This window comes from Streptomyces sp. NPDC111744 (assembly GCF_055634995.1).
In genome coordinates this window covers 1-13,655 of record NZ_JBVKCG010000045.1, presented here as the reverse complement: position 1 = coordinate 13,655, position 13,655 = coordinate 1, and the positions used below count along the sequence as shown (strand labels likewise).

Annotated in this window: 9 protein-coding genes and 2 pseudogenes; 9 read left to right on the top strand and 2 right to left on the bottom strand. The window is 67.9% G+C overall.

The genetic code is table 11. The features are described 5' to 3' along the window. A complete protein-coding gene (locus ACZ7OO_RS42500) occupies positions 1 to 1,419 on the bottom strand; it encodes a hypothetical protein (protein WP_471512756.1) in 1,419 nt (472 codons plus the stop codon). A gap of 447 nt (positions 1,420 to 1,866) precedes the next feature. Continuing rightward, positions 1,867 to 2,847 (bottom strand): quinone oxidoreductase family protein, encoded by a 981-nt coding sequence (locus ACZ7OO_RS42495; RefSeq protein ID WP_471512755.1) that lies wholly within the window; start codon positions 2,845 to 2,847, stop codon positions 1,867 to 1,869. A 424-nt stretch (positions 2,848 to 3,271) separates the two neighbouring features. Here ACZ7OO_RS42495 and ACZ7OO_RS42490 point away from each other — a divergent pair. The 9 genes and pseudogenes from ACZ7OO_RS42490 to ACZ7OO_RS42450 all read left to right on the top strand — a co-directional run bounded on the left by ACZ7OO_RS42490 (position 3,272) and on the right by ACZ7OO_RS42450 (position 13,464). Continuing rightward, positions 3,272 to 4,838: pseudogene (locus tag ACZ7OO_RS42490) on the top strand (ISL3 family transposase). Next, positions 4,769 to 4,975 (top strand): annotated as a pseudogene (locus ACZ7OO_RS42485) (transposase); the annotation flags it as partial. The pseudogenes ACZ7OO_RS42490 and ACZ7OO_RS42485, both read left to right, overlap by 70 nt. Positions 4,976 to 5,246: 271 nt before the next feature. Further along, entirely contained in the window at positions 5,247 to 5,942 is a 696-nt protein-coding gene (locus ACZ7OO_RS42480; protein ID WP_471512754.1) for an HAD-IA family hydrolase, read from the top strand. A gap of 34 nt (positions 5,943 to 5,976) precedes the next feature. Continuing rightward, positions 5,977 to 7,005, top strand: a complete 1,029-nt coding sequence (locus ACZ7OO_RS42475) for a glycosyltransferase family 2 protein (RefSeq protein WP_471512753.1) — start codon at positions 5,977 to 5,979, stop codon at positions 7,003 to 7,005. Continuing rightward, a complete protein-coding gene (locus tag ACZ7OO_RS42470; RefSeq protein WP_471512752.1) occupies positions 7,002 to 8,234 on the top strand; it encodes an MFS transporter in 1,233 nt (410 codons plus the stop codon). Before ACZ7OO_RS42475 ends, ACZ7OO_RS42470 begins: the two co-directional genes overlap by 4 nt. An 88-nt stretch (positions 8,235 to 8,322) precedes the next feature. Continuing rightward, on the top strand, positions 8,323 to 9,477 hold the full coding sequence (locus ACZ7OO_RS42465; protein ID WP_471512751.1) for a zinc-dependent alcohol dehydrogenase: 1,155 nt from the start codon (positions 8,323 to 8,325) through the stop codon (positions 9,475 to 9,477). Then, positions 9,474 to 10,829, top strand: coding sequence for an MGH1-like glycoside hydrolase domain-containing protein (locus tag ACZ7OO_RS42460; RefSeq protein WP_471512750.1), 1,356 nt, complete (start codon positions 9,474 to 9,476; stop codon positions 10,827 to 10,829). Before ACZ7OO_RS42465 ends, ACZ7OO_RS42460 begins: the two co-directional genes overlap by 4 nt. Next, positions 10,826 to 11,908 (top strand): Gfo/Idh/MocA family protein, encoded by a 1,083-nt coding sequence (locus tag ACZ7OO_RS42455; protein ID WP_471512749.1) that lies wholly within the window; start codon positions 10,826 to 10,828, stop codon positions 11,906 to 11,908. The genes ACZ7OO_RS42460 and ACZ7OO_RS42455 overlap by 4 nt, the downstream gene beginning before the upstream one ends. Positions 11,909 to 11,940: 32 nt before the next feature. After that, positions 11,941 to 13,464, top strand: coding sequence for a carbamoyltransferase C-terminal domain-containing protein (locus tag ACZ7OO_RS42450; RefSeq protein WP_471512748.1), 1,524 nt, complete (start codon positions 11,941 to 11,943; stop codon positions 13,462 to 13,464). Positions 13,465 to 13,655: the final 191 nt, after the last annotated feature.

The following is a 13,655-nucleotide window of genomic DNA, read 5'->3' as shown; positions in this document are numbered from 1 at the left end:
TTACGAAGAGGCGGTGAGGAGGAACCGGAAATTCTTGAACAGCTCCGTGTCCTGTCGATCGGTGCCTCGCAGACGGAGAGCATAGTTGACGAGCGCGTGGTTCAGCATCGTCAACCGGGCGCCTTCCGATTCGGCGTTCTCGGAAAGGTGGCCGATGACCCAGGCAATCGGCGAGTCGCCGTCATAATTTTCCCTGGGCGTGAACACCATTTCCCCGACACCTATCTCCCCGAGAGCGGTGAGGGAGTAACTCAGTGGATAGCAGCGGTTAAGGCGGTCTTGCTCGGCCCGGTCGGCATAGATCCAGGCGTCTACCAGGCGCTCTACTGCCTTGTCGGTGATCAGATCCAACCTGCCGGTAATCATGGCGGTTTCCATGAGGTACGGATACGCCACCCCGTGCAGGAAGAAATCCTCACTGGGATCAATGCTTTCCCACTGCCCCACCAAGCGTTCGACGAAAGCATTTAGGTCGGGAATCTGCTCCTCAAGGCGCCCCAGATTGTGCAGGGCCACGATGTAGTACAGGCCCATGTGGGCCATCTCGACCGGCAGGATGTCGGCCAGTAGTTCTCTCACCAACGCCAACCGGTCCCGGCCGTAGGTCAGGTATTCCGCCCGGCCGGACACCGCGATGGCGTTCAACATGGTGAGCATGGGATAGACCGTGGCAAATCCGGGCGTGGACGGCTGCGGGAAGGAGGTGGGGTGATTCAGCTCGTCGTCGCTGTCCAGGTGGTCGAGGACCTCCTTCATGTAGTCCCGTTCCCCATCGAAGATCAGCGCGTCGTATCCGAGCACCGAGATCACGGAGAAGAGCACAGAGCCGCCGCGGGCCCGGAAGAAGGACGCCGGTATCTTCTCCAGCAGGTCCAGTGCCTCTTGTATGTAGTTGCGCGGACCGGAGACCAGCTGCTCTTTCAGGCCGAGCTGGCCGATTGCCAGAAATACCGCGGAATAACCGGAGAGCTTCTCGTAGTGACCGTGCCGACCGCGGTTACCGTCACCAATCCGGTCCGGCTCGATCTCGTTGGCCACCGCCAGCATCTCTGCCGCGAAGTCCAAATCTTCGTTGACCAGCAGTCCCTGGTCCAGCCCCAGTTTGGCGAAGGCATCCATCAGGATACAGCCCGCCATCAGCCGGAAATAGGTGTTCTTCTCCGACCGGACGGCGCCCAGAATGGGCCCGAGAGCCTGCTCAACGGCAGCGCGTGGAACGTCGGTGCCGGGGTTTTCCACGTCGAGGATCAAATCCGTCAGCAGCCGAGAGAACAGCGTGTAGCCATTGGAGTCTGGAACTTTCCTCGTCAGCAAGCCGAACGCTTCGCGGATCCGCCCGGAAACAATGGGGTCGTAGTCCACCGGATACTGGCCAAGGCCAATGCCGCGTACCATCCGACTCCACGGCGTCGCGATCATGCGGGATTCATTCGACAGGTCATGCAGTCCCGCTACGGGCAGAGCGTTCGAGGCGATAACCATTAAGGTAGTTCTTCCTGTGGGATGACACGGCATCTGTAGTTCGTGACCGATAGCTAATTGCTTCCGGTCGGCTGCTTGGCTGAGGGAGTCGGGCCAGGGTACGGCCACCGCGATCCTGATCGTCTGTGACGAAGAATCAGAACGCCTCAGCCGTGTGGGCGAATACAGCGCAGGCGAATCGCGGGACAGTACTGAAATTCTTCCTGACCGGCCAGATGATCTGGCGCGGCGTAATCACAAGATCCTGCAGAACCTCGAGAAGGGAATCAACCCCTGGAACCAAGGACCAAACAAGGACGAGGAACCCTTTGTATGGATCTAGATCGCCGACGATATCCCCGACTCCCTCACCCAGCATCTCGAGCAAATTTCAGGGGCAGGACGCTAGGAGGCGGACACCCGCAGCAAAATCTTGCCGGTGCTCGTACGGGACTCCAGGAGGCGGTGAGCCTCGGACGCGTCCGCCAGGTCGAATTCGGCGGTGACCGGGAGTTCCAGCTCACCGTCGGCGACGATGCGGAAGGCCAGTTCGGTGATCTTGCGCAGCCGGGCCGGATCGGAAGCAGCCAGGCGAGGGATGGAGAAACCGGAGACGGAGACAGAGAGCGGGTAGGTCTCGCCGGGACCGACTTGCCAGGGTGCGCCTGCTCCTGTGTTTCCGAAGGAGACCAGGTGACCGAAACGTCCGACAACCCCGAGGGTACGGCGGAAGATGTCGCCGCCCAGCGGGTCCAGGGCAATGTCCACGCCCTGACCGCCGGTGGCCTCCAGAACGTCTGTGTCAAAAGTGTCCGTCAAGAAAACACGGTCATAGCCGTACTTCAGCGCGTGCTCGGTTTTATCGAGATTGCCGACAACTCCGTATACCGCTGACGCGCCGCCCAGCCGGGCGATCTGCCCGGCCACCGTGCCGATACCGCCGGCCGCGCTGTGGACGAGAACGGAGTCGCCTTCGCGGATCCGTGCGATCTCGTGCAACAGCGCGTAGGCAGTGGGTACCACGCTGGGCAGGCAAGCGGCGGTTCGCAGCGACAGGCCCTCGGGCAGCGGAAAGACAGTGGCTGTGGGAGCGACGGCTATCTCCGCGTACCCACCACCCGCCATGAACGCCGCGACCTCCTGACCAGGAGCGAAGTCAGTCACATCATCCCCGACCGCCCGGACGACTCCTGAGACGTCCGCACCCGTCACGAACGGAAATGCCCCCACGCGGTGGCCGATGGAACGCGCCATGGTGTCGGAGAAATTCACCCCGGCATAAGCGACATCAATGGCCACCTCGCCAGGACCGGGGTGCGGATCAACCAATTCGGCAATCTCTAACACCTCGGGGCCACCCAACTCGTTGAAGACGTTGGCACGCATCATTTGTTCCTCTCAGATAAACGGGTCTTCACAGCTGACTGGTGTGCGTGGTCATGGCATCTGGTCGGCGAATAGCCGCAGAAGGAGGCATGCGGCTTCGCCGTGACCGGCGCGCAGCAGGCCATCGGACCTCGTCACCACCGCATGCGTGCGCTCGACCGAACGTGGCGGTCTGGCTACCGCCCCCCACGCCATACAAAGTTTCCCCTCTGCCCACCGCCACACCGGCATCTCGAGGACGGCACCGGCCCGCCCGCGATGGGTTACCCAGCACGCCATGGCGCAACCTGGCACTCTCCGTTCGCTGCTCGAACGGGCAACTTTGGTGTCTGGCTTTATTCACGAGTGGTGACGGCGTGTCAACTCGATGGCTCTGTACCACATTCGGTGGTGACGGAGCGTTGTGAGGGTCGTTGACACTGGCGTGAAGGATGTCAACGAGCATGTGCGGACCGTGTTTCGGGTCTTTCCCCGCTGGTTGTAGAGGATGTGGCTGACGAGGGCGAGCGGATCGTGGTGCGGGCACGGACTCCGTCGGGCGCCGTGGTCTGTCCCGTGTGCGGGGCGTCGTCGGGGCGGGTGCACGGATTTCAGCTGCGGACGGTGGCCGACGGGCCGGTCGACGCACGTCGGGTGGTCGTCGTTGTGCGGGTGCGGCGCTTGGTGTGTCCCACGCGCGGCTGCCGGCAGACCTTCCGCGAGCAGATGCCCGGGGTGCTGGAGCGTTACCAGCGACGCGCGGCGCGTCTGACCAGGCAAGTCAAGGTTGTGGTCAAGGAGTTAGCGGCCGGGCGGGATCACCTTTGCTGGTGATACTCGCGGCGGGCCTGTCCCGTCACACGGCCCTGCGCGCCCTGTTGCGCATTCTGTTGGCCACCGGGCGGGTTCCTCGCGTGATCGGCGTCGACGACTTCGCTCTGCGCCGACGGCACCGCTATGCCACCGTGGTGATCGACGCCGAGAGCCATGAGCGGATCGACGTGCTGCCCGATCGCACCGCCGACACTCTGGAAGCGTGGCTGCGCAGGCATCCCTGCGTCGAGGTCGTGTGCCGCGACGGCTCGGCCACCTACGCCGAGGCCATCCACCGTGCCCTGCGCGACGCGGTCCAGGTCGCGGACCGGTGGCATCTGTGGCACAACCTGTGCGAAGCCGCCCTCAGCGAGGTGAAGGCGCACAGCAGCTGCTGGGCCACCGTACTGGACGCACCCATCTACGACGGGCCCCGCGCCCGAACCACTCTTGAACGCTGGCACCAGGTCCATGACCTGCTCGAGAAGGGAGTGGGCCTGCTGGAGTGCGCCCGCCGTCTGCAGCTGGCCCTGAACACCGTCAAACGCTACGCGCGAGCCGGCCGGCCCGAGCGGATTCTCCGCGTCCCCAAATACCGCGCCAGCCTCGTCGATCCCTACCGCGAGCACCTGCGCAAACGCCGGGCCGATGACCCCGCCATCCCCGTCAAGCACCTCTTCGAAGAGATCATGGACCTCGGCTATGAGGGCTGCCTCAACCTCCTGCACAAGTACATCAACCAAGGCCGCGCGGACGCCGACCGCAGCCACATCTCCCCGCGCCGGCTCGCCCGGATGTTCCTCACCAGGCCCCACAACCTCAAGAAGGAACATCGCGGTCTGCTGGCCCGACTCACCGCAGCCTGCCCCGGGATGACCCAACTGGGTGTCAATTTCGGGAACTTCGCCGAGCTCCTCACACCTTGCACAGGAAACGCCGACGGGCTCTCTCGCTGGATCGCCCAGGTCCGCGCGGTCGACCTGCCCCGCCTACACGCCTTCACCCGGGGCCTGGAGCGGGACCGCGACGCCGTGATCGCCGCGCTAACACTTCCCTACAGCGACGGCCCCACCGAGGGCGTCAGCACCAAGACCAAACGGATCGCGCGCCAGATGCACCGACGAGCAGGCTTCACCCTTCTTCGCCACCGCCTCCGGCAGTGCCCCTCTTCGCGGTGGTCCCGCGGCGTTGGGTGGTAGAGCGGACGTTCGCCTGGCTGGGACGGTGTCGCCGGCTGCCGAAGGACTATGAGTACCTGCGCGTTTGCTCGGAGAACGCCATCTACCTCACCATGACCATGCTCCTCGTGCGGCGCCTCGCAAGATCAGCCCGCTGACAGGCTTTTCAGACGCCCTCTAACCGATGCGCCCTGTGCGCGGGGGAGTTGTGCGCGCCGAACGTCCTAACGGGCAAGGCTTCGGCACCGACGGCCCGCATACGGCCGGCAGGAGGGTCCGGCAGGCCGCCGCGTGCTTTTCTGTGATCACCGCACCGTGCTCGTGGACGGCGTCGGTTGTCCCTGTGATGAGAGATGTGCGGCAACGAGGCCGCCGCCTCGGGGCATATCCAAACTCTTGTGCGGTGACTTCCAAGGGGTGCATGAGAGCGTGTGGGTGCGAGCAATCCTCTTCGACAACGACGGAACCCTGGTCGACTCGACGGCCGCGATCCTGCGTTGCTGGACCAGGTGGGGCGAGGAACACGGCCTGCCCCCGGGCTCGTTCGACGCGGTCGAGGCGTTCGGTCGTCCGGTGACCGAGGTCGTCTCCGAGGTTCTGCCTGCCGAGCGGGTGGCGGCCGCGGTCCGGCGGTACGAGGACCTGGAAGCCGAGGACGTCGACTGCGTCCTGCTGCCCGGCGCCGCCGAGGTGCTGCGCGCGCTTCCAAGCGGCCGATGGGCGGTCGTTACGTCCGCGAGCCGTCGTACCGCCGTCGCCCGGCTGCGTCAGGTCGGCGTCGAGGCACCGGTCCTCGTCACCGCGGACGACGTCTCCCGGGGCAAGCCCGACCCCGAGCCCTTCCTCGCCGCGGCGGCCCGGCTGGGCGTGGCACCGGCCGACTGCCTGGTCGTCGAGGACGCCCCGGCCGGGCTCCGGTCGGCCAGGGCCGCCGGCATGGGCACGATCGCGGTGACGACCACCCACCCCGCCTCCCTGCTGACGGCCGACCTGGTCGTGACCGGCCTCGACGCGTTGCGTGTCCGGTGTGAGCCGGCCGGACTGACGATCGACACCGCCCCGGCCGTCGGCGGGCCGCCGGAGCGTTCCGTCGTGTACGGCACCTCCACGTCCAGCAGCCTCTGATCATCCGTCGGACAACACACCTCCGGGAACCCTCATGCTCTCTGCCATCAGCCGGTCGGAGACCGTCGCCTTCGTGATCCCGTACTTCGACGACGGCCTGCCGTGGCGCCGGGACTGTCTGCGCCTGACCCTCGGCAGTCTTGAGCGGCAGACTGACCCGGCCTGGTGCGCCTACCTGGTCGACGACGCCTCGCCCGCCCCGGACACCGCGGAGTTCCTGGCGGACCTCACCTCCTCGTTCTCCGGATCCGTGACGGTGCTGCGTGCTCCGCACAACGCCGGTGCCGGACAGGCCAGAAACCTGGGCATCGAGGCCGCGCATCGCAACGGACAGACCCTGCTCGCTTATCTCGACGCCGACGACCTGGCGCACCCGGACCGCGTGGCCGCGGTACGCGCGCTCTTCGCCGCCGATCCGGAGCTGGACTTCGCCTACAGCGACATCGAGTTCATCGACGAACACGGCGCGCCCTGGGAGCCGGATGGACTGCTGCCCGGCCTTCGCCTGCTCGACGAGCAGCAGCGGCTGCCCAAGCTGCGTGGTCGTGAGCGCTGGATGGAGCAGGCCCGCGAACGGGACAACATCGCCATCCCGTCCGCCATGAACCTGCGCACAGCACTGGCACTGCGTGTGCCCTTCTCGGCGGTGCCGTTCTGCGAGGACGTTGCGACTCTCTTCCGCTACCTGGGCAGCGGCGCGAAGATCGACCATGTGCCGGACATCCCGACCGGCTACCGGGTGCCCCGTGAAGGAGGCAGTGCTTCCCGCAAGCAGTCCGGCGGGGTCGACGCGTTCAACCGGATGCGCTGCACCAACGAACGCGCGGGCCTGGAGGAGGCCATCGCCACGGCCGTACGGCGTGGCGCCGTCGACGAGCGGACGGGCCGCGAGGTGCTGTGCCGCTATCTCATCCGCATCGGACGCACCGTGAGCGCCGACGGAAGCCCCGAACTGGGCAGGTCACAGCTGCGCCAGGCGCACGAACTCGACCCGGAGACGTTCGCCGAACACACGACGCCGGCGGAGTACGCGGACGCATCGGCTGCCGCGGTGACCCGGTGAACGACACAGAGCTCGCCACAACCCCCTCTCCGGCCGACGGGAAGACCCCGCGGCCCGAGATGTCCGGCCCCTCGACCGGGCAGGCGTTAACCAGCGTCTACCTGTTCCTGGCCCACGGAGTTCTGGCTCTCGGCATGGGCCTGGTCCCCGCGCTGGTCACCACCTTCCGCTCGGACTACGCGCTGAGCGGCGGCCAGATCGCCAACATCCAGAACCTCAAGGACGCCGGGCTCATCACGGCGATGTTCGCCGGACCGGCGGTGCTGCGCCGGATCGGGGTCGCGGCGACGACCCTGCTGGCTCTGCTGGTGGGACTGTCGGGCTGTGCGGTACTGGTGATCGCGCAGAGTCTCCCCGGGGTGCTGGCCGGGGCGTTCCTCCACGGCGCTGCCTTCTCGTTCGGCTGCCTGGCCACGGTCTCCCACCTCTTCCGGCTGCCGAAGCGCTACCACCGGATCTCCGCCCTGTACGCGACCTTCGGCGTCGCCAACTTCGTCGCGCCCTTCACGGTCGGTCTCCTGGTGCCGGACGACGGCGACTACCGTGCGGTGTACGCGATCTTCGCGGCCGCGCTCGTCGTACTGGTGGTCATGGGCACGGTGCTGAACCGGTCCGTGGACACGACGGCCGTCGGCGACGCGGACCGTTCGGGGCAGCCGCGGCTGACCCTGGACCGACTGCGGGCCTGGCTTCCGGACATCACGGTGTACGCGACGCTGATGGCCGCGGAGACCGTCGTCGTCTGCTGGGTCACCACGCTCGGTCAGTACCGGTATGGACTCTCGCTCTCCGAAGCCTCCGTGCTGCTGGCCCTGCTCTGGGTGGCCCACACCAGCGCCCGGCTGGCCGGAGATCTCCTCACCGGACACATGTCCGTGCCCGCCGTCGTGCTGTGCGGCGCCCTGCTGGCCGTCATCGGCGACGTCCTGCTCTGCGCCGGCTCGGTGACCCTGGTCTACGTGGGCGTCCTGGTCTTCGCCGTCGGGGTGGCCCCTCTTGTCCCCCTCTACCAGGGCTGGACGCTGAGTAGAACTCCTGTCCGGCAGCACGGCCCGCTCAACGCCTCGCTCGGCGCCGGCTCGGCGACCGTGACCACGGCCATGGTCTGGCTGACAGGCCTCACGGTCGACATCGACACCCGAGTCCCGTTCCTCGTGTCGGCCGTCTGCTCCACCGGCCTCGCCCTCTGGGCCGTGCGCCACGGAATCCGCAGGACGAAGACGTCCTGATCGTGCCCGTCGTCGCGGGCCCTGACCTGTCCGGTCGCCTCCGCACGACATGAACGGCTCACCACCTCTGTTGCAAAGGGTCTGCTCTATGCGCGCGTACCTACTGTCCGGCCCCGGCCGCCTGGCTCTGGAAACGGTTCCCGATCCGGTGTGCGGCCCAGACGAGGTCATTCTGCGGACGGAGGCCGTGTCGATCTGCTCGACCGACGTCTCCTATTTCCGTGGCCATCTGTTCCCCGACTCCTGGCCCATCGTTCCCGGGCACGAGTACGTGGGGCAGGCGGTCCAGGTCGGCGCCGCTCTGCGGGGCGCCGTGAGCGAGGGCGACCGCGTCTGCTACTGGGGGCAGACCGACTTCGGAGGCATGGCCGACTACCGGGCCATCCGCCCGCTGTTCGCCGACCGCGGAGCGGTCCAGGAGACCACCTGGTACACCCATCGGCACTTCCACGACTCCCACCAGGCCGCGGCCGTCATCGTGCCACCGGAACTCCCCGGGCACCTTGCCACCGTGATCGAACCGCTGACCTCCGTCCTCCGCGCCCTGCTGCTCAACCCCCCGAAGCCCGGGGACGACTGCGTACTGCTCGGCTGCGGGCCGAGCGGACTGCTCGCGCTCCAAGTGCTGCTCCGGTACTTCGGCGTCCGTTCGGTGACCGTCTTCGACCTGGACGACGCCCGGCTGGCCCGTGCCGAGGCGGCCGGCGCCACCACCGTGCTCAACCTCTCCCGGCAGGTCCCGGAGGTCGAGGCTCTGGTCACCGAGTACGAGGACCAGTGCGCGGACTTCGTCTTCGACGCGCTCCCGCACATCGACGCGCAGGAAGGTCCCGACGCGCGCGAACTCGCCATGGGGATGCTGCGGCCCGGCGGTGACTACGTCGTCTACGGCGCCGCGGGGCTGCCGCAGCCGATCAGTTCCTGGATGATCCTCGCCAAGGGGCTGAGACTGAGGGCCACGCCGTTCGACGTCAGGGCGTTCTCCATGACCCGCTCGGCTCATGTCGCCCGGGTCGCCCTGCGTCTCGTCCTGCGCGGCGTCGTGGACGCCGGGTCGGTGGTGACCTCCCGGCTCGCGTTCGAGGACGAGGCGGGGGTACGGGAAGCCTTCGAGAACTACGGTGCCGCGGGCGGCATGAAGGCCTCGATCACCACCTCGGCGCTGCCAGGTTCGCCGTCCGGCCGGGAGACGCTACGCGAGGCGGCCGACGACGTTCGGCAGGCGAGCGGGTCACTGCTGTGACCGTTCCCGTCCGCCCGGCGGGCCGCGACGGCTCCTCAACTGCCGGGGAAGCGGCCAAGGCCGCCGCCCATGCCCGTGCCACCCTCGCCGCGAACCACCGCACCGGCGCCGACCACGGCTTGACGTACGACGTCACGTACGACTTCACCTGTCCTTCGCCGGAGAGCTACCCCTTCCAGTGGGCGTGGGACAGCGCGTATCACGCGATAGCCCTGAGCCACGTCGACCCGGCGCGCGCCGCCGCCGAGATCGACACCCTGCTGCATGGTCTCACCTCTGACGGCTTCCTTCCCCACATGCTCCTGTGGCAGCGGAATCTGCGAGCCCGGGCGACCAGCGACTTCCGTATCGCCTTGTGGGACGGCTGGACGTCGATCACCATCGCGCCGCCGGTCCTGGCCAGGGCGATCGAGCGGGTGTACTCGGTCAACGGGGACCGGGCATGGCTCGCCTCGGTGCTGCCCCGGGCGACGGCGTTCTTCGACTGGTTACGGCGTCGGCGCACCCTGCCGACCGGTCTGCCGGTCATCCACCAGCCGGACGAATCAGGTCTCGACTCCAGCAGCAAGTACGACGAGGCGCTGGGCATCGCGGGGGTCCCGCGATCCGAGATCTCGCACCGCTGGCACCAGGCCATGCGTGAACTGCTCGAACGGTACGAGCATGGACGGCGTCCCGAGTCGGCCCACGCGGGACACGGCGCGTTCCGCTGGGTCGACGTCCTCTTCGGCACGGTGTACGCGGACGGACTGGCCACCCTGTCCCGGTTGCACGCCGCCCTGCACACCCCGGACCGCACGGCGGACGTCCTCGCGGACCGTTCCCGCCGAGTGACGGAGGCGCTGGTCGCCGAGTGCTGGGACGAACAGGCGGGCGCTTTCTGGGACATCGACCTGCGTACCGGCGAACAGCAGAAGGTGCTCACCGTCTCGTCCCTCTTCCCGATCCTGCTGGACGCCGTCCCCGACCGGCTCGCTCAGCGCGTCATCGACGAACACCTGCTCAATCCGGACCGGTTTTGGCTCACCCACCCGCTTCCCAGCGTCTCGGCCGACGAATCCACGTTCGACCCGCACTTCGAGACCGGCGCGATCTTCCGCGGATCGAGCTGGGTGAACCTCAACTGGTACCTCTACTGGGGTCTGCGCGCCCGCGGCCGGTACGGACCGGCGCGAGAACTGGCGCACCGCACCGTCCGCATGGCAGCGCAGTCCGGGATGCGGGAGTGCTACGACCCCCGCACCGGAGCAGGGCAGGGGGCCACCTCCTTCGGCTGGAGCTCCCTCGTCCTCGACTTGATCGCCGCGGAGGACATGGCGGCAGTGAACCGGACGGGCGGTGTTCAGCCATGACACCGGCGAACGGGAAAACCGTCGGATGGGGATTCCTGGGCGCCGGCCACATCGCCACTGCCAGCCTGGGACCGGCCCTTCGCGGACTGCCCGGAGCCGAACTGCGCGCCGCGGCCGGCCGTGATCTGCGGCGCACGCGTGCCCTGGGCGCGGTATCGACGTACACCGACTACGCAGACCTCCTGGCGGACGAGTCGGTCGACGTGGTCTACATCGCGCTGCACAACAGCGTGCACGCCACTTGGGCGATGCGGGCCCTCCGGGCCGGCAAACACGTGCTGTGCGAGAAGCCGCTCGGCCTGTCCGCCGCGGAAGTGAAGGACATGGCCGACGCGGCCAGGGCGGCGGACCGGCTCCTCGTGGAGGCGGCCTGGAACCGCTGGCACCCCCGTACCCGGGACATCGCGGAGCTGTTGGCCCGGGGAGCCGTCGGCGAGGTCCGGCACGTCGAGGCGGCCTTCGACGGGGCCGACCCCGACCGGCACAACTACCGTCGCGACGCCGCGCTCGGCGGCGGCGCGCTCCTGGACGTCGGCTGCTACGCGGTCAGCGCGGTACTCGCGGCCTACGGCTGGGCGGTTCCCACCGTCACAGCGGTGCGCCGCGACCCCTGGCCCGGCGGATCGGCGGACAGACGCACCTACGCGGAACTCCGCTTCGACCGGGGAGCTGCCGTCCTGCTGGCGTCCCTCACCGGCACCGGACACGAAGCACTCGTGATCACGGGAACCACGGGGGTCCTCCGCCTGGACCGCCCGTTCACCGCGGGCCGTGAGCCGGCCGCGCTGCGGCTGGAGACAGGCTTCGAAGCCGACGAGCGGCACTACCCACCCGTCGATCCCTACGCGCTCATGGCCGCCGAGGTGACCCGTGCCGTCTCCGGCGCTCCCTCGGCGTACCTGGTGCCACTGGACCAGTCCCTCGCCGTGGCCGAGGCGATGGACTCGATACGGCGATTCCCGACGCAGATGTGCCGCAGCTCGCCGCCGTGGCCGCCCGGCCCCGTTCGGTCGATCCCCGAAAGCACCCCTCTCCCCGCCCAGCCCGTAACGCGTTCCCACGGAGGAAACTCATGCTGATAGTGGCGTTCAAACCCGGACACGACGGATGCGTGGCCGCCATTCGCGACGGCGAACTGCTCCACTCGCTCGAATCCGAGAAGGACTCCTTCGCCCGCTACTCCTTCCTCACCCCCACCACCGTCCTCGAACTCGCCGAGCGGCTCGACGGGCTGCCCGACGTCATCGCGGTCGGCGGCTGGCAGGAGAAGGGCATCAACATCCGCGGCAGCGAGGGCGCGGGATACTTCGGCACCGACTCCGTCATCCTGCGAGAGAGCAAGTTCTTCGGGAAGAAAGTGCAGTACTTCTCCTCCTCCCACGAGCGCTCCCACATTTTCGGGGGCATAGGGATGGCGCCGGCCGCGCAGCACCCGCTCCAGGCCGTCCTGGTGTGGGAGGGACTCACGGGGAAGTTCTTCCTCGTCGACGACAAGTACCGCGTCGTACGGACCATCGACGTGATGGACCAGCCGGGAGCCAAGTACGCGGCTCTCTTCGCGATCTGCGACCCCACCTTCGCCGCGAAGGGCAGCATCCCCCGGCTCAGCGACGCGGGCAAGCTGATGGCCCTCGCGGCCCACGCCGACCACCGGGACGCGGATGCCGACATCACGGCCGCGGTCGAGCGACTCCTGAAGATCGAGAACACCTACCCGGTGCCGAAGGAGGAGTTCCGGGACACCCCGCTGTTCGACTGCGGTGTCACCTCCGCCGTCGGCACGACGGCGGCCGCCCTGCTCACCGAGCGCATGTTCCGGATCTTCGCCGAAACCGCGGTACGCGAGCTGCCGCAGGGCATACCGCTGCGCATCTCCGGCGGCTGCGGCCTCAACTGCGACTGGAACGCGGAATGGGCCGACCTCGGTCACTTCAGCGATGTCTTCGTTCCCCCCTGCGCCAACGACACCGGCTCCGCCATCGGTACGGCCGTCGACGCCCAGACGACCCTGACCGGCAGTCCGTACATCGACTGGAACGTGTACGGCGGTCTGGACTTCGTCCGGGATCAGGTGCCCGACCCCACCCGGTGGTCCCACCGCTCCCTCGACCACGACGCCCTCTCCACGGCGCTGTCCGCGGGCCGTGTGGTAGCCTGGGTCCAGGGGCGCTGGGAGATAGGTCCGCGGGCGCTTGGCAACCGCTCCCTGCTCGCCGACGCCTTCTCCGCGGCCAGCAAGGACCGGCTCAACGAGATCAAGCAGCGTGAGGACTACCGGCCGATCGCGCCCTGCGCCCGGGTGGAGGACCTGGCGACCGCGTTCGACCGCGACTTCGAGGACCCCTACATGCTCTACTTCCGGCGGGTCCGTGACACCCGTCTGAAGGCCGTGACCCACGTGGACGGCTCGGCGCGGGTGCAGACCGTCTCCGAGAAGTCGAACGCGGCGCTGCACCGGCTGCTGGGGGCCGTCGCGGCCCAGCGGGGCACAGGGGTGCTCTGCAACACCAGCCTCAACTTCAACGGGCACGGGTTCATCAACCGCACGTCCGACCTGGTCGCCTACTGCGAGGCCCGCGGCGTGAGTGACATGGTGATCGGCCAGGACTGGTACCAGCGGGCCGCAGGCGCCTGAGCCTGCCAGGGCCCTCCCAGGGCTGTCAGACGGCCCTGGGAGGGCCCTGCAGAACGTTCTCGGGTCGCTCGTTCGAGTGGCCCGCAGTCGCGACGCCTAGGGTGTGTTTCAGAAGTGGATCTTGATGTGTCAAGATCCACTTCGTGGGACGGCACGATCTGACGAACGCACAGTGGGCGAAGCTGGAGCCC